This is a genomic window from Pseudomonas sp. AE27, from assembly GCF_037113495.1.
In the GTDB taxonomy this organism is placed as follows: Bacteria; Pseudomonadota; Gammaproteobacteria; order Pseudomonadales; family Pseudomonadaceae; genus Aquipseudomonas; species Aquipseudomonas palmensis.
In genome coordinates, this window is the sequence record NZ_CP146966.1 from 3,342,724 (window position 1) to 3,364,360 (window position 21,637).

Sequence of the window (21,637 nt, forward strand, 5' to 3'; positions counted from 1 at the left end):
TTATCGTCCTAGGGCGAGCCAACGTATGGATTGAGCGGCCTCTGCATAGATCACCGCACCCGACTTCGACAGTGAGTTCACCCACTGGTCGTTGTACTCGCCGACGGTCGCCTGGGTGGCTTGTCCGGTGAGCATCAACTGCAGGACACTGCTCGGAAATTCGAGAGGGAAGTTGAGGTCATGCACTCCCGCGCTACCTGACAACAAGCCCCACTGCACAGTGAACCCACCAAGCCAGGAAGGGAAAACCAGGTAGCCGTTGGTAGTGAAACTGGCCGTGAGCCCCCAGCGCAGTTTTTTGGGTGTAACGAGCACATCATCGGCCAAGCCTGCGTTGACCTGCGCTTGGGTGGCGATTCTCACCATACCCAAATTGGTTTCGGTCGCTTGAGCGGCCAACGCGGCCAACGCAGCAATATCAATGTTTCCCTGATTGATCGGTGCGCTCCAGGCCTTGATGCACCAGACCACAGAAACGTTGCGCATGCGGGTTTCAGAGGCAGTACGGGCTACAAGCCCCGTATCGAACTCAGTACCCTGAAATGCTCCACTGGTGCTGCCATTTGCAACATAAAAGCCGGCGGTAGTAGTTGAGGACGCTTTGAAAGCCCCTTCCTGATCGGCAACCATAACGCCGCCCTGATAGGCACCACGGATGCCAAATTTGCCAGTAATCCGCTGCATCGCATCAAGCTGCTCGTCACCCAGCGCACGGCCGACGTCGATACCACGGCCATGATCCCAGCCCCGCAATGCAGCGCCGCGCGACTCCGGCAAACGGAAGTAACCCGCCGGTTCTGTGCCGTTGTTGTAGGCGCCGCCAAGGAACGCAGCCAAGTCGGGATAAGCAGCGATACTCTTCGCACTGTTATCGACCTCAAGCCAGCCTGGCGGGATCTTGTTCACCGGCAGTGCTGCCATGACTCCCACCGGCATCGCCGAGGCCTCGGCGATCATCTCTTCAATCTGCGCTTTGGTGTAACTGTCGGTGATGCCATACCCGCTCAGCGTGGTCGGATTCGTCGCGGCGACAACGCGGCCGTAAGCATCCACCTTCACGCTGCGATAGGTGCCAGCGGCAACCCCGCTGCGCCCGAACGCCATTTCAAACGCCAGCGCCGTTACGCCCAGAGTAATGGGGGCATCCGTGGTCAGTTGCCAGGCGCTGTCACCGTTGGCCGTACCCCGCTCCACCAGCACCAGCAGGCCGGGCGTGACCTTGGCGCTGCTGTCCGCATCCGGGCAACGTGTCCACGCTCCACTGGCAACCAGATACAGGCCGTTGTCCTTGGCAGCGGCCTGATTCTTCACCAGCACGCGCGCGCCCGCCTGTAGCGCAACACCATCCATCGTCTGCAACCCGCTCAAGGTGATCGCGGCCGTGGTCGCAGCCAGCACCGAGTGCTTGAAGTCGCGCTTGGCCAGTTCCTCGGTCACGAACTCGCGGGTCGCCAGCACTACACCCGGATCGATCTTGAGTTGCACATTGCTGGCGCTGCTGACCACCAGGTTCATGCGCACCACCTGGGTACGGCCCGAGCCCTGGTTGAGCAACGGCTTGTAGGTAGGCGCACAGTTGGCCACCGCCACCAGGTCGCCGTCGGCGTCGTACAGCCCAACCTCGCGAATCCAGCGACCGCCGATCTCGGCCGGAATCACCTGCTCGGCGACGATGACCGCACTGTCCTTTTCGTCGACCTTGAGCTGGTTCAGCGGCGCCCGCCGCCACTCGTTGAGCAGGCTGGTCCAGCTCGCGTCGGGCATTGGCAGCGGCGGGTTGTCCAGCCCTGCCGGACTGGCGTCACCGACGGCCATGTGTGTGATTTTCCAAGGAATGCCCAGGGCATCCGCATTGGCCTGTTTCGCGGCCCCCACCTTGGTCAGGATCGCGTAGAACTGGGAGTTCTGATCAACCATTAGTAAATGTCCAGATAGTCAATGGTGTGTTCTCGCCCACCACGCCCGATGGCCCCCATGACCGTGAGGTCGGCCGGCGCAGGCGGGTAGATGTCAAGTTCGTCGCCGTCTTGCAGCGCGGCGCCGAGGTAAAGCGAGCCGGCGGTTTCCAGGCTGATGACCAGGCCGCTCAGGTGTCGGCTGACGGGCCTGGCGTCGTCGATCAGCCAGGTCAGTTCCTGGTACGTCTGTTCGCTGATCCCCGCCTCGGACACGCCGATCTTCAGCGCGAACGTGCCGGGCACCGCCGGGGGCGTGGCCTTGAACCACTCGATCACTTCGATCAAATAGCCAAACGGCTCCACCACGCGGCGCAATGCGCCGATCGTGCCCTTGTGGGCATGCACATAGAACGAGGAGCGAATCACCGAGCGCTTGATCGCCTCGGGCCAGGTGTCGTCCCAACGGTCCACCGACCAGGCCCAGGCCAGCTGGTACAACAGGTTCGCCGGGCAGGTATCGGGGTTGTACAGGGTGCGCAGGGTGACCTTGAGGTCTTCGCTGGAGGCCGCCTCGACGGCCCGTTCCAGCGACGTGCTGTTGAGCGGCAGGAGGCTGTGCATGTCAGCCCCCCCGTGTCAGTTCGAACCCGGTGCACCAGGCCGCCTGCGCCTTGCTCGGGCGGATGTCGGTCCAGTTGCGCAGCTCCACCCGGCTCACACCGGCGATGTGCAACTGCGCATCGATGGCCGAGCGTGAGACCTCCACGCCCAGGCGTCGTCGGGGGTTGACCCAGGCCTGCAGGCGCCGCTGGCACTCGGCCAGGGTCGCTTCGTTCTCCGGCCCCGTCCCGGCCATGTAGAGCACGGCATCGATGCGATAAGGAATCACCTCGGCACTGCGCACTTCCAGGCGGTCCGCCACCGGGCGTACATCGTCGTCGTTGAGGTAGGCGGCCACTTCGGCCAGCAACTGCGCACTGGCGATGCCGTGCTCCTCCAGGCTCAGCACCGTCACCTCCACCACTGCCGGTGACGGGCTTTCTGCAGAGGCATCGGCCACCTGCCCCGAGGCATTGCGTGCATGCAGGATGTAGCTGTTGCGCGGGCCGGCGGTGGTCAGGCCCTCGTACACCAGTTGCACCCGCTCGCGCAGTGCATCGTCTTCCTCAAGCACTTCGAGGGTCGGTGGCACACTGTTCGCGTCTTCGGCCTGTACCACCAGCCGCTTGAGCTGCACGTTGGCTGCCAGCTGGTCCAGGTCGCTGCCCTGGGCATAGGCCAGCAGCAGCGCCTTGGCGGCATCGTTGACCCGCGCCCGATTGAGCAGCTTTCGGTACGCGCCCACCTCCAGCAGTTTGGTCACCGGGTCGCTTTCCAGCAGCGCGTCCCAGTTCTCGCCCATGTGCGACCGAAAGGCCGCCAGGTCATCCTGGAAGATGTCCTCGAAGTCGAGGTCTTCCAGCACCTGCGGCGCGGGCAGCGCCGACAGTTCCACGTTGCTCATGCCGTTATCTCCAGCAGTTGGCTGTCGCCCAGGTACTGCCCGCTCAGCTGCAGGCTGATCTGCCCGCCCACTACCGCCACCACGCGCACCCGCTGCAATTTCAGGCGTGGTTCCCAGCGGGTCAGGGCGCGGGCGACCTCGGCCTGCACCGCACTCTTCCAGCCCTCGTTGACTGGCAGGTCGACGAAACGGCGCAGCTTGCTGCCGTAGTCGGGGCGCATGCGCCGGCTGCCCAGCGGGGTGGTGAGGATGTCTTCGATGGACTGGTGCAGGTGCCCGATGCCGGACAGCGTCTGCCCGCCGTGGCGGCTCATGCCGATCATCGCGGTACCTCCCTGGCCTGAATGCATTCACTAGCCATGTTGTCTCCAGGCATAAAAAAGCCCGCGTCGGCGGGCGGGGTTCAGTGCTTGTGATTGGCGGTGTTGCCGCCGGTGTCGATGATCTTGCCGGCCCCCAGGATGTCACCGGTCACACGCAGGCCACCGTTGATGCTCACCTCACCGGTCAGGGCAATGTTGGCGGCGTTCAGGGTGATTGCGTTGTCGGTGACCAGCAGCGAGCTGCCGGCCACCTTGAGGCTGACGGTGCCACCAGGCAGCTCGATGCTGTAGCTGCGGGCCTGCCAGTCGTAGACCAGCGAGCCACCGTCATCGAAGCGCCATACCTCGACGTGCTCGCGGTTGTCGGGTGGCGCGCCGGCATTGCCGTACAGGCCCGGTACGAAGGTGCCTTGCGCCGGCTCACCGCTGGGGCTGAGCAGTGCACCCTGCTCGTTCAGGCTCGGCGCACGCCAGTGACGGGCCTTGCCCGCCGCCTGGCTGTGCCAGCGCACCCAGGCGCTGGTCCAGCCGGCGCCATCGGAGACCCGTACCCGCGCTGCTGCCAGGTCGATGCCGACCACCCGACATGGAATGACCAGCGCCGCCAGCATTCGGTCATGCATGGAGCTGGCGTAACTCATGCCATGTCCTCCGGTGCCTGGTAGCTGTCCTTGTGCGCGGGCCCTGTGTCAGGGCTGAAGGCGAACAGCAGCGAACCGGGTGGCTGGTCTGGCCAGGGCCACTGCAGGTCGCCAAGGTAAACGGGCTGCTGCCATTGCACCCGCCATTCCAGGGTGCCGGGTACTTCGGCAGGTATGGCTGAAGGGCGGGCCTGCACCTGGGAGATGGCGTCGACGAAACCCAGGCTCCAGAACTGCTGGCGCAGCAGCGCGGTCAATTGCGCGGCCAGTGTCATTGCTTCCAGCGAAGCCTGCTGGCGCGCTTTACTCACCAGAATCCTCGCCTCGAACGAGGCGTTAACGCATGTACGCCCATCGCCGGGGTCGACGCCAGGCCTCATGCCGGTGAGGGTGTGCATCAGTGCAGGCAAGGCCGTGTTCTCGTCCGGCAGCGCAAACGCTTCCACGTGCCGCAACTGGGGCATGCCCGCACTCAGGGTGGCGCTGATCGCTTGATGTAACGTCCCAAGTTCGTTCACGGTCACTCCTCGCTATCGGTGCACTGTTCTGTTATTGCATCGCAATGAAAACGCCCAGGCGAACCTGGGCGTGACAGATGGATGCCGGGTCTACTGCAAGGGTTCAAATACCCATCGATGCCATTTCAAGCGGCGATCGATAGGTTGCGGCAGCAGTGGCGATGCAGGCCCGGGCCTGCAGATTGGCCTCCTTCATGTCGTTGATGGTATCGGCGATCTTCTGCGCGCCTTCCACGATCCACATGCGTGAGTAGATCAATGCGGCACCCGCCCCGGTGGCGATCACCAGGGCCCGGAACAAATCAGCCAGCAGAGCACTGCATGTGCCGATTTCGCTCACCGCCGTACCTACCACGGCCAGGACCTCCTCGTTATAGTCCAGGTTGTTTGCCACACTGGCGCCCCAGATGCTGGTGACCAGGGCCTTGCAGTTCTGAATCTGTTCAGCAGTAAGTGACATGAGTCTTTCTCCGTTGATTGATCAAATGCGGGCGTGTGCCCTGTAGGTGTCGCTCGCAGGCGATGACTGGAGGCTCATGGCCTTCACCTCCGAACACCGACGCCCGTCAGCGGGGTGGATGGTCGGTTGGTTGCGCAGGTGTGCAATCCTTCACACCCAGCCGCTTCGCAGCCCAGCGCTCGTAAAGCCCGATGGCCACGTCGGCGCCCGCCATGGCGGTCAGGCAACCAAAGGCTGCAGCGCTCCAGATCGACAGCCCGCTGGCATACAGCAGCATCACGGTCGATACGCCGCAGACCATGCAGGCCCCGGAGCGCAGCAGCAGTCGCCTGAACAGGCCCCAGCCGCGGGCGCCCTCCTTGTCTGCGCGCCACATCTCGCCAGACAGACCGCCCAGCAATGCCAGGACGATCACCAGCCAGATCGGCATTTCCAGCAACGTCTGTTGCTCGTTTGTCATGCTCGTGCTCCCTTGTTGAACAGCCGATCACTCGGCATTCCAAAAAGCCCGGTCGCCCAGGCTTTTCAGTAATGCGTTGTCGGATCGCCGGCCACTGCTGGTGCGCCGTGCGATCCCGCCTCAAATTGTTCCTCCGACCGCGGCCGCCTGCCCGCCGGATAACTGCTTACGGTGCTTTACGCTGCACACCCGGGTCAGTTGCCAACCCTCTGAACAGTTCAGGCCTGTTCATCGCTGCCTTTGCCACTGCCGGTGTCTGACCGGCTTGAGACAAAGGTTATGCACCAATGCATATGCAGTCAATGCATTTTTGGAAATATTTATGCATTTGATTTTGCATTGACGCATGCAGGCCTTGCGCGGTGGGCCTGCAGGGCTTATCGCCACGTTGGTTGAGCGCTGTTTTTGCAGTCAACACCGGCTGCGAATCGGCGAGAGCGGGCTCATGAGGAGCGGAGGATTTTGACCGGCGCCAGCAGATGAATTCCGTTTCCATCTGGTTGCTCGTGATCGGTGAGATCTGCGCAGTTGCTCCTGAGCGGGCAGCTAGATAGCTGTGGCATCGCTATCAACGTTGCATTGGAAGTGACGCGAATGACTATAATCGCGGAATTTTCCTCGCTTTTACGGGGCTGTTCTCCTCCGTCGGACATCAAGCGCTTACCCTATAAATGACACAACCTACCCTTCATCTTTCTCATCCCAAATATCGCCCAGATATCGACGGTTTGCGGGCTGTTGCCGTCTTGGCAGTAGTTATCTATCACGCCTTCCCCAGTGTGCTCAGGGGAGGGTTTATCGGCGTCGATATATTCTTTGTCATCTCAGGCTATCTGATTTCCACCATCATTTTTGAAAGCCTGGATCGGGGCGCATTCAGTTTTACCGAGTTCTATGCACGACGTATAAAACGGATATTTCCTGCGCTGCTGCTGATACTTTCAGCGTGTTATGGCTTCGGCTGGTTCACGTTGCTGGATGATGAATTCAGGCAACTGGGAAAACATATCGCAGGAGGTGCCGGTTTCGTCTCGAACCTGGTGCTATGGAGTGAGGTCGGTTATTTCGACAACTCCGTGGAAACCAAACCGCTATTGCATTTGTGGAGTTTGGGGGTAGAGGAACAGTTTTACATTGTCTGGCCAATATTGTTGTGGGTGGCGTGGCGATTCAGGTTCAACGTTCTGGCCTTGACGATCCTCTTGGGTGCTGTCTCATTTTTTCTGAGCGTCAAAGGCGTCAAGCATGATGCGATCGCCACATTCTATTCACCACATACACGTTTCTGGGAGTTGCTGGCCGGCACGCTTCTCGCCTGGCTAACCCTTTATAGAACGCGTGCCGTGCGAAAACGACTTGGGCATGTGCTTTCCGTACTGGGGGTGTGTTTACTGGTATTCGGTTTCTTCAGGATAAACAAAGGCCTCAACTTTCCTGGAAAATGGGCACTCGTTCCAGTACTGGGCGCTGTGTTGATCATTGCGGCGGGCCCTGATGCCTGGTTCAATCGCAGGGTGCTGGGTAACAAGTTGGCCGTGTGGTTCGGCTTGATCAGCTTCCCTCTCTACCTGTGGCACTGGCCCTTGCTGTCGTTCGCAAGGATCGTGGAAGGCGAAGTACCCACTGTCGGCATTCGCGTAGCGGCCGTACTGTTGGCTATTCTTCTGGCTTGGCTGACATTCAGGCTGGTGGAGCTTCCCCTGCGTTCAAGGTGGCAGGGACGCTCCAAGGTCATTGTGCTCGTGCTGCTGGCAGCTGGCTGCGGAGCAACAGGCTATGCGACCTACACGCAGGACAGCATTGCGCAGCGAACGCAAAACCAAAAACTCATGGCCTACCAGAACAGTATAAAAGTCACTGAGCGAGCGGCCGAATGTTTTGAAATACCCTATGCCTACAAGAAGCCGGATGGCTGGTTCTGTGGGCTGGGTGAGCGTGGTGCGCCCGTTGAGTACTTTGCGTACGGTGACAGTCATGCACTGAGCCTGGTGCCGGCATTGGAGAAGTTCGCACGCGACCATAAGGTAGGCATGAAGTTTACGGGAACATCTGGCTGCCCCTCGCTGCTGGGTATCCAGTCACTACGTGGCGAAGCCGGAATTGAAAAACACAATTGCCAGGCATTGAACGAGCGCATTTTCAACGACGTTCGGGCCTCGGGTATTAAGCACGTCATATTGATCAATCGCTGGACGTATTACACTTCATCACCGTCACGCCCTTCGGAGTTCAATGGCATTGCAAGAGCCCCGTCCGCCAAGGCAACGGTCCAGAGCTCAACCCATGACCTTGTCTGGGCAATGGATAACACCGTTTCTCGCTACGCCCAGATTGGCGTGAATGTTATCTTCATCGAGGATAACCCGCAGCAGCGGTATGAGCCCAAGGATGTATTACGGCGTGGGCGAGGTATAGAACGCGAATACTTGAAGTTGTCGGTCAGCCGCGAAGAGCATGTTCGCAATCAAGCATTCGTGAACGCGGCGTTGCGCAAGACATCCGCCACAATCATCAACTTCGACCGCGCGCTGTGCCCTGGGGATATTTGCCCGCTGGTCGAGGGGAACGCGTTTCTGTATTCCGATGATGATCACCTGAGTATCACAGGGGCGCTCAAGGTCTATCCCGCGCTGGCCGAAGGGCTTACCCGCTCGGCACAAACCGCCGAAATGGCGAAGTAGCCAGCGCGCTGATGCTTGCTCCGACAGGGCCGACCCCGCAAACTTTTGCAGGTATCGGTCTTGCCGGAAAAGGATCAATAAGGGGTTTGAGCAGGCACAAAAAACCCGCCGGGGCGGGTTTCTGAGAAAGCGTAGAACCTAGCGGGCGTACATGCCCCACCAGAACACATGCCCGAGGATGCTGATCTGCTCCTCCTGCATCTGCTGGAAGGTGTAGTCCTCGTCCGGGTGCTCGTCGCGGTTGAAGCTGCGCAGGCGGATACCCGTGGGCAGGCGATACAGCTGTTTCACGCGCAACTGGCCATTGTGGTTGATGGCATACAGGTCGCCGTCGACAATGTCGCCGACGCCGCTCTTGCCCGCATTCACCCCCACCGTGGCGCCATCACGCAGCACCGGCAGCATGCTGTTGCCGCGCACCGTCACGCACTTGGCCTGGTCGAACTGCACGCCGTTGTGACGCAGGCTGCGCTTGCCGAAGCGCAGGCTGGCCTTCTCGCTTTCCTCGATGACGAATCGTCCTGATCCTGCTGCCAACTCGACCTCACGAAGAAACGGAATGGACACCTCGTCGTCCTCGACGGGGGTGTCGTCATCCCACAGGCTGATGTCCTGCAGCTGCACGTCGGCGCGCGGCGCGTTCGCCGGGCGGGTATCGCCCAGGTCGGCACGGCCGCGCAACTGATCGGTGCTCACGCCGAAGTACTCGGCGATCTTCGACACATGCTTGTCGGAAGGATCGACGATCTTCTCGCTGAGAATCCGCGACAGGGTGGATTGGGGCACGCCGGTGCGACGGTGAAGCTCCGTGGGGGAGATCCCGTGGCGGTCGAGCAATGCTCTCAAGACGGTAGCTACGTTGCGTTTTTGCATAACGTGCATAGTACCCATCTCGTGCACAAATGCAAATTCAAATATGCATTAACAAAATGCCAGGGGCAAAAGGTCGCTGCGCAGCGTTAGGCCCGGCAACGGGGAAAAAATCCCTGTACCATTGCCCGCTGCCTTTGGTCTAAACGACACTGCGAGCCAAGTTTCTGTAATGAGCGATCTTTCCGCACACACCCCGATGATGCAGCAGTATGGGGTAAGGTCTGCTCTAGGCCTTGATCTGTGCGGCCTATGCATTTTCACTGTCTAATATGCATTGCTCTTTTTACTGGAGATCGGGCCAGCAAAATGGGGGTTTTCACGTGTAGTTTTAGACAGCATGGCGGGCAAGTCATCGGCACGCATCGGCCACCGCAGCCAGCTCCCGCTCATACCCGATCCTCTGCCGACGCTCAGCCAGCAGCGCCCGCACTTTCACCTCCAGGCTGTCGGTCTTGAGCAGGCCGGCAGCCGCCCATGCCGGCACCGCGACCTCCGGCGCCCGGCACGGCACCTGCACTGGCACCTCGACACGCACGTACTGAATCCGAGGTTCGCTCTTCCCAGCACACCCGACCAGCCCCAGCGCCAGCACCAGCCCGCTCCCACAGACGAGGCCACGGATTACGTGGCTTGCTGCCTGATAAATACCCATTCCGCTCCTACAGATGTGTGAGTTCAGCACCAGCCTCATAGGCCAAGCTCCTTGTCGATGATCGAGGTGGCGGCCGCGCACTGGTCGCCACCGGTGCGCTCCTGCTGCAGCCGGTTCGCCGCGGCGTAGTCGCCTTGGGCGCTGGCCCTGGCCTCACTGACCGCTTGCTCTACCCTGGCCTGGCGCTTGCTCGCGGCCAGGGTCAGCTCGCCCAGGGCCTTACCCTGCTCCGCCGCCAGACCTGCGAGGTTCTCGCGCGCGGCGGCGCACACGGATGCCTGGTCCTGCACCTGATCGAGAGCCGGGCGAAAGTGGCTGGTGGTGGCCCATGTGCCCACTACGATGCCGAGCAGGATCAACAGGCCGCCGCCAGCGAGGCGCAACGCCAGGCCACTCACGCCAGCCTCCCGCCGGCGGCGATGTAGTGTGCCAGCAGGTCATCCAGCTTGCGCTCATGCTGCCCGTACCCGGCGCCTGGCAGGCTGGCCCAGATGTTCCGGCACTTCGTGATTGCGGCCTGGACACGGCCGGCGTGCACGTCCGCCAGGGCGCCGCGCTCCTTGACCAGGTGCAGGGCCAGCCTGTCTTGGCTGGTGGGCCCGAAGTCAGGCAGCTTGAGCAGGTCGCGGTAGTGCGGCCAGTAGCGCTGGAGCTGCTGGTACCGGCCAGCGGCCGTGGACTTCAGGCCCTTGTTGTTCACTGTCACCAGCACGCCAGGGTGAGTGCTGTAGCTCTTGAACGTGTTCGGGCTATCGATGCCGCCAACAACCACGTCATAACCATCGTCGCGGGTGTGCTTGCTAGTCGAGGTGCCTTCGGACCAGGCCAGCATATCGAGGAAAGCGAGCGCGTTCTTGCTGCCCGCCAGGGAGTCGGAAATTCGAGCCATGCGTTTCTCCAGGCAATAAAAAACCCGCTCAAGGCGGGTATCGGTGTACAGCTGTGGTCAGGCCGGCGGCGCGGGCCAGTCGATGTCGATTGGGTATCCTGGCTGCTCAGGCAGGCGGTTCAGCGCGACCCGGTATTTCTTCCAGGCCTTGAGCGCAAGCACCTCGGCATCGGTCGCGTCGTCGATGTCGACGGCATCCTGCAACGGGGCAATCGCTGAGTCGGCAGCGGCACGGCGGCTAGCCGCATCAGCCTGCACGGCACCGAGAAGCTGTGCAGCAGTGGCTTCTTGCTTCATCTCTGCCGTGACCATCTGACTCCAGTCGATTGCGCCGACACCTGCGGGCCAGCTCGCCGGCGCATCTGGCTGCGGGTCGCGGTCGGTGGGCAGTGGCACCCGGCCATCTGCTGGGCTGACGATGTCGACAGGGAAGCGCGATTGCTCACTCGCATCCGCGCCGTGCGGCATGATCACAGTCACCACCAGCTCACCGTCGACCCGCTCTACGGGCTCACAGATCCACCTGCTGCTGACTGCTTCGGATGGCAGCGTTGCGCCGTCTGGCAGCGCAGCGAAATCCAGAGTTGCGCCGTTCAAGCGAAGTACATCGCCCATCTTTTCGAGATGAAGGCGCTCGTCGGAGCGCACCGGGGAAAGCTTGATGATCATTACCGCCACCTGCCTTTGATTTTGATGAAGTATGAAAAGCCGCCGATGGTGATCCCCGTAGTGTTGAAAATGTGTACCCTGGCGCTGCTCAACCCCGGGGCGGCGAACGGGAAGCCAACCGCGACGCGTGCCGCGAGCCCAGTTGTACCGCTCGTTGCCAGCCCCGCCGTCCCAGTGATCGTCGGTGTGCCAACAAACGTAGCCGGGTATGTCACGGAGATTTCGATGCCCGAGTTGTTGCTTACGGACTGCGAGTTTGAGTTTGTGATCCAGCCCTCGAGCGTTCCGTCTGCAAACTTCGTGTAGTCGCCGTTGGCATTGCTGCCTCGTTCTATGATCGCGCCGCCGGTAGCACTCACCGTACCGACAATATCCGCCACTGCTGCGCTCTTGAGGCCAAGCCCTGACCTGGCTTCGGCCTGGCTTTTGCCGCCAGTGCCACCTTTTTCGACAGGCACAACATCCTCTGTTGATACGGCGCCCAGCCCGGCTAGCGTGCCGCCCCATTGCTGGATTATCTGGCGCGCTTGATCTGCGAGCTGTTTCACGTACCCCTGTACCGGAACAAGCGCGTACGCCGCTCCTGTGGCCGTAGCGCCAGAGTACGCGGGGAAGATCGAAATCACTGTTGCGCTGGCAACGTTCGTTACTTCCCGCACAATCCCATCCGGCCCGATAAATGCGTCACCGACGCGCGAGTTTGCCGCGAAGTCTGCATTCACCCCGGTAACAGTTGTTGAGCCCTTTGTTACTGAAACTGTCCCTGCTCTGGACCAGGCCATGCGATTCTCCATTCAATAAAAAACCCGCTCAAGGCGGGCTTGTATATGTTCTTGTTATTGCAACTCAGGTGCCGGGCAAGCGCGCAAAAACAGCGCCCGGCTGTCCTAGGGTGCTCCATCCGGTGAACCCAACTGAATACATCTGCAGCCTGTTTTCACTGTAATTAAACCTGACGCCAGTTTGGTTCCATACGACCTGCTGGGGAGCCATCGTTCCACGGGAGAATGGGTTGATCATGAAGTACTCATCAGTTGCGAGCGCGCCAGTCGCCTCGGCTCGATGGTAGTAGGCCTGGCCAATAGTTAGGTTCACTACCCCCTGGAAACTCCACGAGTTTGTGGCCTTCGTGAAAATAACTGGCGCCGCACCTGAGTCATAGATCACGTTGCCCACTGCATCCCACATTCGCAGGCCCCACGCGGCTGCAGAGCGGGATGCGAACACTGCAACGAACCACTTCCCTGCCGGACGCCACGTCACATTGCCAGAATCCAGGCGAAACCCCGTCCAGTTTTCTGCGCCCCCGAGAATGGTCATACCGAAGTACAGCACGTCAGGCTGGTTGGGCGAGTTTCTGATAAACACGCAGGGCGGTTCCGCAGTCTTGATCGGCGAGGGAAACGTAACTGTTACCGAACTTGAACCTGATGCCGCATAAGCGCCGCTGTACAGCGCACATAGCCTCGGAGTATCTGAGTCTATCTGCACATAGCTCGCGTCATTTCTGACATATAAACCGAAGCTCAAATTTTATACCTCATTACGAGAAGCCTGAACTGAATCAGCGAACCACCTTCTGGAAATGGCTCGTTTGGGTGGCGCGACCGGATAACAATCACTCCATTCGCCACTGTCTGATATGGCATCGCATTTGATGCGTAATCCCCCGTTGCGGCCTGGGTGGGAAGTATCGCAGCGACGCAATTGGAAGGGCTAAATTCAGGCACCGGAACTGTAATTACTGCGTTTGTCGATAGTTTATAAACTTGGTTGTGCAGGACCTGATAAGTAAAGCTGTCAGTGTCCATTTCAACCTGGGCGCTTGCAGTCCAGGTCCTGACACCGTATGTCATTCCGTTAGATCTCCAAGTTGCACGCGCTTGACGTTGTTTTCATCCCACACGCGATATGACCGGTGCGTGATCATTGTGCGACCCTGCCCCGCTATCGTGCCGTTGATCTCAAACGTCCCGTCTTTGTTCAGGCGCCACCCCTGCACGCCAGCAACATAGTTTGTCGACGCAATGAAGCTCCCGATCTTTGCGTTTGTGATCGTGCCATCCTGAATGAACGCCGCTTCGATGAACGTCTGTCCACCCTGGATTGCGAAGAAAGACACGGGCGCCCCATTGATGTCGTTCACGACCGCGAACCTGTCGGCATTGACGATGAACTGGCTTTGCAGTCCAGCTGGTCCGTTCTCGATGCCAAGCCCGATCCCGGCGACGACATACTTTCCTTGCGAGTTGAGCTGCATCTTCACTGCCCACATCGTCGACGCCCTGCCATCTGCGTCGACCTGTGCCTGGGCGACTGTCTGCACAGCCGTCGCCGTATCGGCCAGAGTTGCCTCAAGCGTTTCGGTTTTGCGCACGATCGCTTCGTCGCGAGACGCGCTTGCTCGCACCTCCACTCCGAAAGCTGCTGTCGCGTCCCACTGGTGCAGTGCGCCGGCCAGATCGCCTTCGGCATCGTCGTCGCGAGCCGACGCGCGCAGAGCCTGCAGGCTCTCGGCTGTCGCCGTGGTCTTTCCGTCGACCTCAGTGATCTTCGTCGTGTTGGCGGTGACTTGCTGGGCCAGACCATTGGCCGTCTCGATCGACTGCCCCACGTCAAGCCAGAACGCAACGTTGGGTGGTGCATTGGCGCCGCTCGGGTCGGCTGGCACATCATGCACCGCTTGGTAAATCCGGCCGTCGACCACGACCATCTGACCTTCCTCGTAGGCCGTATCCTTGTCGTAGGCTTTCAGTCCGTCCAGGGCGTCAATCTGGTCTTGCAGGCCGTCGATCTTATCGACGACTTCTTTGCCCAGCTGGCTCTCGCCGACCTTGCCGGTAAGAGCCTGCAGCATGGTGGTTACGTCGGTCGAGGTTGAGGCGATGACCTTGAGGAACCCGCTCACTCCATAGGCGTTTCGAGCGCGAATGAAATAGAAGTAGTTGGTTGAAAAGGCCAGCGCCGTGTGCACCAGACTGAGTCCCTGCCCTAGATACGCAGCCTGCCCAGCGGTCGCCATCGGGTCCATGCTGAAGAAGTACTCGTAGGTTCCACCGTTCAGGCCGTGCTGCACGTTGCTCGGGAGCAGCGTGATCGTGTCGATCGTCGCCTTCACCACGCACGCCTCGGGCGCTGCCGGGCCGTTGATGTTGACCGTGATGCTGGCTTCACCTGATCGGGCCAGCGGCCCCAAGGCCGCAACACTCATCGTGTAGCTACCCGACGGTAGGCCGGCCAGCGGCACCTGCAGGGTGGTTTCAGGCGCCTGCAGCGCCTGCACCGCAGTACCTGCCTGACGCACAGTAATCGCGTAGCCTGTCACAATACCAACTGGCGCTGACCAGCTCAGTACCCCCTGAGTTACCTCGGCCGTTTCGTCGACAGTCCAGGCCACGCCAGTCGGGCTGCCCAGGCCGCCAGACGGCAAGTTGATGAAGCCAATCGGATTGTAGGGTTTGCCCACGGCGTCGTCGAAGATCGCTGGATCGTAGACCTGCAGCGACGCAGTGCAACCTTCGCTCGTGCCCATCGACCAGCCTGTGACGATGAACTCGCCCAGGATGTTCAGTGAAGGCAAGTTCGCGCGCACGGCCCGGCCAGGCCGGCAGTTGTAGCCCAGCAGATTGAGCGGGACGCTGATCACTCCACCCGCGCGACGGCGGCGCAGTTCTATGTTGGCCAGGCGCTGGGCTTGGTATGGATTGGTGACGTAGGAAAAGCTCAGCGTCTCCGCTGCCTCGCCGCCATCCGCAACTACCCACTCGGCTACGCTGACTTCCGGGTAGTCCGTCTCGGTCCAGGACTGGGTCGTGTCGGTGAAGGTGCCGCGAATGGTATTGATCGCAGCGTCATTGGTCGGCTCGGTGCTGCCGGTGATAGTGCCGATCACCATGTCCTCGGTGATCTCGAAGTCCCAAGGGCCGTAGTAGGCGCCAGCCTGGAACATCCAGCGACCACCCACGCGGATGACCTTGCCTCCGCACGCCGCCTCCAGCTTCTGCAGCACGTTGGTGCGCTGCTCATCGGCGCCGATGACGCAGCTGCTGCGGTAGCGCGGGCTGGTAGTGTTACCCGGATTGGCCACAGACTCATCACACACGTTCGCGCCGCTGGCGAAGGTCTCGAACACGATTTCATCGTCCGGCACACCGCAGCGAGTGCGCAGGAACCACAGAATGTGCAGTGCGGTGTTCTCACTGTATCCGACCATGCCGGTGCGGGGGTCGTATAGATCGTTCCGGCCGCGCACGACGAAGCGAGCATCTGGAATGCCAGAAGGGAATTTCTCGGCGTTGTACCGCAGGGACAGGCGTACGAACGACAGGCCGCGACCAATCTGCTCATCCTTCCAGTCCGGGCAGTTGGCCTTGAGGAAAGCGTTTACCTGGCTCGGATTGACCACCAGCTCGTAGGTGGCATCTGCCCCATAGGTGCCAATCAGCTCCTCACCCAGATAGATGTCCTCAAGCGCTTCGACCGCACCTTCACAAAGGACGTACACCAGGTGCAGCCACTCCCTATCACGCTGGGCGCCGGCCTCTTCCTGTGCCCACACCAGCACTCCGCCAGTGCTGACTCTGCCCAGGATAAAGCGCGCCGGGGCCTTGGACGATCGTACAGTCTGTGCGGATGGCTCGTTGTCGCGAAGCGGTGATTTTGTGTTTAGCTTCTCCTGCTGCTGCGCCGAGTAGAACGCCAGGCCGGCGCCAAACAAAGCACCAAGAGGATTGCCACCACTGGAAACAAAACCTATTACAGCGCCGACCGCGACCTGAGCGACCTTCTTGACTCCTCCGCTCATTACTCAACTCTCCATGCTGCTGTAGGTTCGCACACGACTCGTGCAACGCCGTCATCGGTCGCTGCCCAGAACTCTCCGGCCCAGAACACCGCCATGGACCTGCCACCAGGTGCGTCGTACATGGCCACGTCACCGCGCTGGATGAAGGCAGGCGCCACCCGGGCAAAGTGGGCGTCCCAGGCAGCCTCTAGGCTTCCGTGGTTCTTCTTGAGCGCGCGCTTCGCGCCGGCCTCGGTCTTGTAAGCGCCCCGGTACAGCACCGCTGGATCAACTCCGCAGACCGCCACCGCACAATCTGCCGCGAACAGGCAGCAGTCGAATTCGCCCCATGAAAAAGGCCGCTCGGAGGCGGCCTTGATCACTTCGGTCAGACGTATCGTCCAGTCTCGATTGCGCATCGCTATTTCTCGTAGTTGAAGGTCGGCGCGTCCTTTTTGGAGCCCCAGTAGATCGGCCACTCGGACAGCTGAGCGACCGCGTAGAAGAAACGGTCGCCCTGGTGTCGGGCGCGGTGGTTCTCGTCGGTGAATCGCTCGGTGCCGGTACGGCTCCATTCAGCCATCCGGTCAACGATCGGCACAGTGATCTTGTTGCCGTCCTCACCGTTGCCCGAGTAAGAGAATGTGGCCGCGTCCATTCGCCCAGAGAACAGGATGTCCACGGCGTAATTACCAGCCTCGTCGAACACCACGAAAAGCAGCTTGCCCGAGCGCCCACGGCAGCCGCGGATGTTCGTCTCGGTGATGATGTAGCTGTCCAGGCCGTTCAGGCTCAGCTCGACGGACATGGGCGAGTTGGAGTTGTCGCTCTCCTGCGACTGTCCAACCTCGCCAAACTGGCCTACCCCCAGGTAGGTGATACCGTCGATCACCAGGTCACCAGTGCCCGTGTGGGCGTACACCGGCCCATCTTCGAAGTCGAGCTGGCAGGCATACACTGTCATGAAACGGCCGCGAGCGATGATATCCACCACGCTCTGGCTAAAAGGGAACGATGAGGGCATCAGAAGGCCTCCCGGAACTGGTAGCTGCCATTGGACACGATGGGCTGAATGCTCCACTGGTTGGTGTCATCCGCCCGCCTCATCTCACAATAGGGGTTTCGGTACTCGACGGCGGCGCCAGCTGTAATCGCCTTGCGGACACGCTTGTTGACCTGGATCGTCGCAACGCCGGCGCCATCGGAACTAACGTGCTCCACCACCTCGAACATCTCACCGAGGATGGTGATGTGATCACCGCGGCTGAACACCCTGACACCAGGCGTCATACCGCGCAGTTGAATTTTCGTCGACTGCGCTACTGCAGAAGCCACCACTGGAGATCCAATGTTGTCAGTCCTGATCCTGGTGATGGAGGGAATGTTTACCGTCCCGAGCATGCCCTGCAGGCGGCCCAGCAACGAAGTCAGCTCACGCTCATCCTCCTCGTAGAGCACGCCGAAGTTGAGCGTACAGGTCCAGTACGCACCGGGGTGGGATGTGATCTGCTGCGCGTTGCTAAGCGAGGAGGTGAAAGCCCGGTTGTTGTAGACCACACCCCAGGTCATGTCAGTGGGCTCCAAGTCTTCGGGCCATGCTTCCGCCATTTGGCAGCTCCAATAAAAAACCCGCCGAAGCGGGTTGTGGTGATTCACCGTTGCCAGTGATGCCTGATGTGATAAGCCAGATCTACTGAATGTCGGTCATCGCGCGATTGCGAACACGTCCATTGTGAGCCTGCTCGCGCCTATCAGACCTCTTTGATCATCGCTGACCTTAGGTGCTTCAGGGTGTGCTCGTGAACGTGGCGCGAGCATGCCTCAACCTCTTCGACCAGCGTATCGCCACAGATCTCATCCTTCATCAAAACTGCCATGATTCTGCCCATCACCTCACCCTGCAGGGCTGTCCGCTCAACATAGGTCTTTGCCGGGGTTTCAGGCCCCAGATCGCCAAACACGAAGGGAGATACAGCAGCAGCAATCTCCCCGAGCATTTCTTCCAGATTCAGATCGGTAATCTTCATTTCACCTCCTAAGACTTTCTAAGTAGCTGACGGCCTGGTCCGTTGGTTTTGAAATCACGCAGCATCATCTGGTAACCGTCATTTATTGCCTGGCGCGTCGTTCTGGCCAGTTCTTCCTTGGTTACACCATCAGGGCTGCCGTTGAAGTGGAAGTGCTGGGTGATGTTCCCCATGGTGATAGGGGCTTGATCACCGTCGCTGCCTCCGGTACCCATCGATACTACCCCAAGCGAACCATCCGGGCCGCGCGCCAGCGGCATGATCGCCTCCGGCCCAGCCTCGGCGAAGATACCCGCGCCCTTGGCGAAAGCGAACACCTGCGGCGAGTCGTGCACCTGGTTCGAGAAGGAAGAAAGGCTCGGCGAGTCATAGACGCCGCCCTTGGCGTTGGCTACAAACGAGCCCTCGCTGAATCCGGTCATGGTGCCCTGCCCCAGCGCCGAGCCACCGCCACCCAGAAAACCGAAAGCCGTACTGAGGAACCCTGCAGCCGCCTGGCGCACCTGAATGCGGATCAAGTCCTCGATGATCGCGTCGGCGAAGTCCTTGAACTGGAACTTACCGGTCTTCACGAACTGGACAACCCCATCCTCCAGGTTGCCGAAAGCATTGGTGAACAACTCCTGCGTCTGGCCAGCCACATCAGAGGCGCTGTCGAGGTAGTTCTCGAAGGCAGCCGATGCGCCATTGCTCCAGTCAGATTGGGCAGCATCGATCTTGTTGAACGTGTCCTCCTGGACCTGCACAAGCTTCGCGCCGTACTCCTGCCTCAGGGCGATCTGCTTTTCGAGCTCCTGACGCTGCTTCTCGTTCGAAGCGGTGGCCAGCTCGTCGCGCAGGGCCAAGATCTTGTTGTTGTTCTCCTGCTCGAGCGCCAGGCGAGACTGAGCACGGCCTGCTCGTTTGTCGCCCATCCCGATCGCTGCCGCTGCGGCGTCTCCCTGCTGCTGGGCAATAGCCAACTGACGCTCGAGGTCGGCTTGGTACTTCATGGCCTGGGAGAGCCCGGTGGAAGCCTGGACGGCCTGGTTGAATTGACCGGCCAGCGCCGCAATCGCGCGGCCATACTCCTCGGTGGTGATCTTCTTCTGGGTGAGCAGCAGGTCAAGGCTCTGGGCCTGTTTCTTGAACTCATCAGCTGCAGCTCCAACCGGGTCATACACCTTTTTCAACTGCTGGAAAGCAGTTTCAGCCTCTTTCAGCTGTTGGTTCAGCTTGGCCTGTGCTGAGGTGGCGTCTTTGGTCTCCTGCTTCGCGCCTTGGTTGGCTTTCTTCTGAGCCTCGATGGCGTTCGCGAAAGAGAGAGCAGCCTGTCGATCCGTCTCGGTCAGGTCGGTGTGCTCGGCCAGGTACCGATTGACGACCTTGATCATGTCGCCATTGTCTTGCAGGCCGGCCAGCTGCTTCTGCAGCGTCTCGAGGTAGGTCTGGCCAGCAGTGCTCATGCCGGCCTTGGCAGCGTTGTTCCCCTCGGTCGAGGCGGTGTTCTGATCGGTTACGCTGGTCAATACCCGCAGTGTTTCGGCGATCTTTCCCGAGCGCTGATCGGCATTACTGACCGCGCCGGCCTGCGTCAGCCATTGCTGTGCCGTGCTGACCGGGATCTGCAACCGATCGGCAACCTCTTTGAGCGTCGGCGAGAGATCTTCCCCGGCAGCGCGCGCCTCGTTCAGCCGATCGATGATCGAACGGTAGTCAGCCAACTGCTTGTTGTACTGCCCGCCGGAGTCGCGCGCAGGTGCGGTCACCACGGCCGAGCGAATGGACTGGGCCAGATTGCCATAGGCATCCTTGACCTTGTCTGTGGCCGCGACCTGCTCCTGCTGCCATTTCACCAGCGACGCTTCGCGCTGGTCCTTGTTGAGCTTGGCGAACTCCTCGCGCAACTGGGCGACTGGCTTCTGCAGCTCGTCGAGACTTACGCTGGCTTTGTCGGCATTGTCGCGTAGCAGCAGGAAGCTGGCAGCCGCAGTGCCGGCTAGAATCGCCAGCCCCACCGGGCCGCCCAGGGCCGTCAGGAGCCCGCCAGTTGCAGCGCGCGTAACGTTGGCCTGCGCAAGAGCGAGAGCCTCAGTCGAAGCTGTAAGCGCGGCCTGCTTGGGAATCAATTGGGTCTGGACCAGTGCCAGGCGCTGCAATCCCGTGGCGGAAGCAACCGAGGCCTCAGCTTGCTGAAGCTGGGCCTGGGCCAATAACCTTTGAGCATCCGCAGCGATCACTGCAGCTTCAGCACTTCTGACGGCGGCAGCCCGCTGGGCGAACAACGCCTTCACCGCGGCATATGCTTTCGCGGTGTAGATTGTGAGTGCGCCTGCGCCAGCAGCCCCCATCGCTGCAGCGACGAGATCGATGTGATCGGCCAGGACCAGCAACAACTTAGATAGCCCTGCTACAGCTCCAGTTTGTTCCTCTAGCCCCCCCAGGAAGGTGCCGACTGCATTACCGATGTTGTTCAGCGCGTCCTGGACGCTGGTGGACATATCGGCAGCAGCCTTGCGGTTGGCTTCAACCGTGCGCAGCAGGCCGGCGTTTAAGTCATCCAGAGAAAGCTTGCCCTGCACCCCAAGCTTGCGGATTTCATCAGCACTCTTTCCGGTACCGGATGCGATGGCGTCCACGATGGTCGGCATTGCGCCTTGTATGGAGACCCACCCGTCAGCCTCGATTTTTCCTGTCTGCAGCGCCTTGGAGTAGGCGTCGAGCGCGGAGCCTGCCTTGTCGGCAGACGCAGCATTGGTAACAAGCAGAAAACTGAAGCTGTCGGTGATATCCAGGGTCTGCTGAGTGTTGAAGCCTAAGCTGCGCATCACGTCGGCCGTGCGGATGTACAGCTCCTGGGCTTCGGCCAAGGGGCGGTAGGTTTCCTGCGCAGTCTGAATAAGATGTTGCTGGACTTTCTGATATTCGTCCGCGCTACCAGCTGCCGCTTTAAGCCGGTCGGACATCTGCCCATAAGCATCAACTTGCTTGATTATGCTGCCGATCAATCCCGCACCAGCAACCGCAGCGAAAGCACCGCGAATCAAAGTTCCTGCCTGCTGGGCGGCCCCACCCGCTCTGTCGAAAGCCGAATCCACCGTCGCAAGATTGCGGTCAATCGCCTGCGAACTGCGCGCAACCATCTGATCTGCGCTCGCCAACTCGCGGCGCAGTTGGGAGGTGGTCGCCTCGATCTGAACAAGCATTCCCTGGATTTGTTGATCAGCCATAATCGCACCCAAAAAAAAGCCCGGCATCAAGCCGAGCTTAATAATCAATC

Annotated in this window: 22 protein-coding genes; 1 reads left to right on the plus strand and 21 read right to left on the minus strand. The window is 60.5% G+C overall.

Translation table 11 applies throughout. The annotated features are described in order from the left end of the window. The 8 genes from V9K84_RS15335 to V9K84_RS15370 all read right to left on the minus strand — a co-directional run bounded on the left by V9K84_RS15335 (position 1) and on the right by V9K84_RS15370 (position 5,804). Positions 1 to 1,917 carry a phage tail protein gene (locus tag V9K84_RS15335; protein ID WP_088514469.1) on the minus strand — a complete coding sequence of 639 codons (1,917 nt, stop codon included), beginning with the start codon at positions 1,915 to 1,917 and terminating at the stop codon, positions 1 to 3. Further along, positions 1,917 to 2,519 carry a phage tail protein I gene (locus V9K84_RS15340; protein ID WP_088514468.1) on the minus strand — a complete coding sequence of 201 codons (603 nt, stop codon included), beginning with the start codon at positions 2,517 to 2,519 and terminating at the stop codon, positions 1,917 to 1,919. Before V9K84_RS15340 ends, V9K84_RS15335 begins: the two co-directional genes overlap by 1 nt. 1 nt (position 2,520) lies before the next feature. Further along, positions 2,521 to 3,402, minus strand: coding sequence for a baseplate J/gp47 family protein (locus V9K84_RS15345; RefSeq protein WP_088514467.1), 882 nt, complete (start codon positions 3,400 to 3,402; stop codon positions 2,521 to 2,523). Continuing rightward, positions 3,399 to 3,725 (minus strand): GPW/gp25 family protein, encoded by a 327-nt coding sequence (locus tag V9K84_RS15350; protein ID WP_088514466.1) that lies wholly within the window; start codon positions 3,723 to 3,725, stop codon positions 3,399 to 3,401. Before V9K84_RS15350 ends, V9K84_RS15345 begins: the two co-directional genes overlap by 4 nt. A gap of 80 nt (positions 3,726 to 3,805) precedes the next feature. After that, on the minus strand, positions 3,806 to 4,366 hold the full coding sequence (locus V9K84_RS15355) for a phage baseplate assembly protein V (RefSeq protein WP_088514465.1): 561 nt from the start codon (positions 4,364 to 4,366) through the stop codon (positions 3,806 to 3,808). Continuing rightward, on the minus strand, positions 4,363 to 4,884 hold the full coding sequence (locus tag V9K84_RS15360) for a hypothetical protein (RefSeq protein WP_043864287.1): 522 nt from the start codon (positions 4,882 to 4,884) through the stop codon (positions 4,363 to 4,365). The genes V9K84_RS15355 and V9K84_RS15360 overlap by 4 nt, the downstream gene beginning before the upstream one ends. A gap of 103 nt (positions 4,885 to 4,987) precedes the next feature. Next, a complete protein-coding gene (locus tag V9K84_RS15365) occupies positions 4,988 to 5,344 on the minus strand; it encodes a hypothetical protein (RefSeq protein ID WP_088514464.1) in 357 nt (118 codons plus the stop codon). A 106-nt stretch (positions 5,345 to 5,450) separates the two neighbouring features. Beyond that, positions 5,451 to 5,804 (minus strand): phage holin family protein, encoded by a 354-nt coding sequence (locus V9K84_RS15370; protein ID WP_043864289.1) that lies wholly within the window; start codon positions 5,802 to 5,804, stop codon positions 5,451 to 5,453. Positions 5,805 to 6,475: 671 nt separating this feature from the next. Between V9K84_RS15370 and V9K84_RS15375 the strand changes: the two genes are divergently transcribed. Next, complete coding sequence (locus V9K84_RS15375) at positions 6,476 to 8,485, plus strand: acyltransferase family protein (protein WP_338791067.1); 2,010 nt, start codon at positions 6,476 to 6,478, stop codon at positions 8,483 to 8,485. Positions 8,486 to 8,623: 138 nt separating this feature from the next. Here the strand turns inward: V9K84_RS15375 and V9K84_RS15380 are convergent, their stop codons facing one another. The 13 genes from V9K84_RS15380 to V9K84_RS15440 form a co-directional block, all read right to left on the minus strand. Continuing rightward, positions 8,624 to 9,358, minus strand: coding sequence for an XRE family transcriptional regulator (locus V9K84_RS15380; protein WP_088514463.1), 735 nt, complete (start codon positions 9,356 to 9,358; stop codon positions 8,624 to 8,626). A 349-nt stretch (positions 9,359 to 9,707) separates the two neighbouring features. Then, positions 9,708 to 10,049 carry a hypothetical protein gene (locus tag V9K84_RS15385; protein WP_338791069.1) on the minus strand — a complete coding sequence of 114 codons (342 nt, stop codon included), beginning with the start codon at positions 10,047 to 10,049 and terminating at the stop codon, positions 9,708 to 9,710. Continuing rightward, on the minus strand, positions 10,046 to 10,408 hold the full coding sequence (locus V9K84_RS15390; protein WP_338791071.1) for a hypothetical protein: 363 nt from the start codon (positions 10,406 to 10,408) through the stop codon (positions 10,046 to 10,048). Before V9K84_RS15390 ends, V9K84_RS15385 begins: the two co-directional genes overlap by 4 nt. Beyond that, the gene (locus tag V9K84_RS15395) at positions 10,405 to 10,899 is read right to left on the minus strand and encodes a glycoside hydrolase family 104 protein (protein WP_338791073.1); all 495 of its coding nucleotides are present in this window, start codon (positions 10,897 to 10,899) and stop codon (positions 10,405 to 10,407) included. The genes V9K84_RS15390 and V9K84_RS15395 overlap by 4 nt, the downstream gene beginning before the upstream one ends. Before the next feature lie 57 nt (positions 10,900 to 10,956). Then, a complete protein-coding gene (locus V9K84_RS15400) occupies positions 10,957 to 11,568 on the minus strand; it encodes a tail fiber assembly protein (protein ID WP_338791075.1) in 612 nt (203 codons plus the stop codon). Beyond that, positions 11,568 to 12,350 carry a phage tail protein gene (locus tag V9K84_RS15405; protein WP_338791077.1) on the minus strand — a complete coding sequence of 261 codons (783 nt, stop codon included), beginning with the start codon at positions 12,348 to 12,350 and terminating at the stop codon, positions 11,568 to 11,570. Before V9K84_RS15405 ends, V9K84_RS15400 begins: the two co-directional genes overlap by 1 nt. A gap of 64 nt (positions 12,351 to 12,414) precedes the next feature. After that, the gene (locus V9K84_RS15410; protein WP_338791079.1) at positions 12,415 to 12,936 is read right to left on the minus strand and encodes a hypothetical protein; all 522 of its coding nucleotides are present in this window, start codon (positions 12,934 to 12,936) and stop codon (positions 12,415 to 12,417) included. A gap of 484 nt (positions 12,937 to 13,420) precedes the next feature. Beyond that, complete coding sequence (locus V9K84_RS15415; RefSeq protein WP_338791081.1) at positions 13,421 to 16,372, minus strand: DUF1983 domain-containing protein; 2,952 nt, start codon at positions 16,370 to 16,372, stop codon at positions 13,421 to 13,423. Then, a complete protein-coding gene (locus V9K84_RS15420) occupies positions 16,372 to 16,770 on the minus strand; it encodes a hypothetical protein (protein ID WP_338791083.1) in 399 nt (132 codons plus the stop codon). Before V9K84_RS15420 ends, V9K84_RS15415 begins: the two co-directional genes overlap by 1 nt. A 2-nt stretch (positions 16,771 to 16,772) precedes the next feature. Continuing rightward, positions 16,773 to 17,375 (minus strand): hypothetical protein, encoded by a 603-nt coding sequence (locus V9K84_RS15425; protein ID WP_313327023.1) that lies wholly within the window; start codon positions 17,373 to 17,375, stop codon positions 16,773 to 16,775. After that, positions 17,375 to 17,959, minus strand: a complete 585-nt coding sequence (locus V9K84_RS15430; protein WP_338791089.1) for a hypothetical protein — start codon at positions 17,957 to 17,959, stop codon at positions 17,375 to 17,377. The genes V9K84_RS15425 and V9K84_RS15430 overlap by 1 nt, the downstream gene beginning before the upstream one ends. A 143-nt stretch (positions 17,960 to 18,102) precedes the next feature. Next, the gene (locus V9K84_RS15435) at positions 18,103 to 18,378 is read right to left on the minus strand and encodes a hypothetical protein (protein WP_338791092.1); all 276 of its coding nucleotides are present in this window, start codon (positions 18,376 to 18,378) and stop codon (positions 18,103 to 18,105) included. Positions 18,379 to 18,386: 8 nt separating this feature from the next. After that, on the minus strand, positions 18,387 to 21,635 hold the full coding sequence (locus tag V9K84_RS15440) for a phage tail tape measure protein (protein ID WP_338791094.1): 3,249 nt from the start codon (positions 21,633 to 21,635) through the stop codon (positions 18,387 to 18,389). Between the last annotated feature and the right edge of the window lie 2 nt (positions 21,636 to 21,637).

Coding starts and splice junctions, on each gene's coding strand:
- V9K84_RS15380 (WP_088514463.1), bottom strand. CDS start 9,358: ATGCAAAAACGCAACGTAGCTACCGTCTTGAGAGCATTGCTCGACCGC.
- V9K84_RS15340 (WP_088514468.1), bottom strand. CDS start 2,519: ATGCACAGCCTCCTGCCGCTCAACAGCACGTCGCTGGAACGGGCCGTC.
- V9K84_RS15400 (WP_338791075.1), bottom strand. CDS start 11,568: ATGATCATCAAGCTTTCCCCGGTGCGCTCCGACGAGCGCCTTCATCTC.
- V9K84_RS15420 (WP_338791083.1), bottom strand. CDS start 16,770: ATGCGCAATCGAGACTGGACGATACGTCTGACCGAAGTGATCAAGGCC.
- V9K84_RS15335 (WP_088514469.1), bottom strand. CDS start 1,917: ATGGTTGATCAGAACTCCCAGTTCTACGCGATCCTGACCAAGGTGGGG.
- V9K84_RS15425 (WP_313327023.1), bottom strand. CDS start 17,375: ATGCCCTCATCGTTCCCTTTTAGCCAGAGCGTGGTGGATATCATCGCT.
- V9K84_RS15375 (WP_338791067.1), top strand. CDS start 6,476: ATGACACAACCTACCCTTCATCTTTCTCATCCCAAATATCGCCCAGAT.
- V9K84_RS15355 (WP_088514465.1), bottom strand. CDS start 4,366: ATGAGTTACGCCAGCTCCATGCATGACCGAATGCTGGCGGCGCTGGTC.
- V9K84_RS15370 (WP_043864289.1), bottom strand. CDS start 5,804: ATGACAAACGAGCAACAGACGTTGCTGGAAATGCCGATCTGGCTGGTG.
- V9K84_RS15365 (WP_088514464.1), bottom strand. CDS start 5,344: ATGTCACTTACTGCTGAACAGATTCAGAACTGCAAGGCCCTGGTCACC.
- V9K84_RS15430 (WP_338791089.1), bottom strand. CDS start 17,959: ATGGCGGAAGCATGGCCCGAAGACTTGGAGCCCACTGACATGACCTGG.
- V9K84_RS15385 (WP_338791069.1), bottom strand. CDS start 10,049: ATGAGGCTGGTGCTGAACTCACACATCTGTAGGAGCGGAATGGGTATT.
- V9K84_RS15435 (WP_338791092.1), bottom strand. CDS start 18,378: ATGAAGATTACCGATCTGAATCTGGAAGAAATGCTCGGGGAGATTGCT.
- V9K84_RS15395 (WP_338791073.1), bottom strand. CDS start 10,899: ATGGCTCGAATTTCCGACTCCCTGGCGGGCAGCAAGAACGCGCTCGCT.
- V9K84_RS15345 (WP_088514467.1), bottom strand. CDS start 3,402: ATGAGCAACGTGGAACTGTCGGCGCTGCCCGCGCCGCAGGTGCTGGAA.
- V9K84_RS15350 (WP_088514466.1), bottom strand. CDS start 3,725: ATGATCGGCATGAGCCGCCACGGCGGGCAGACGCTGTCCGGCATCGGG.
- V9K84_RS15415 (WP_338791081.1), bottom strand. CDS start 16,372: ATGAGCGGAGGAGTCAAGAAGGTCGCTCAGGTCGCGGTCGGCGCTGTA.
- V9K84_RS15405 (WP_338791077.1), bottom strand. CDS start 12,350: ATGGCCTGGTCCAGAGCAGGGACAGTTTCAGTAACAAAGGGCTCAACA.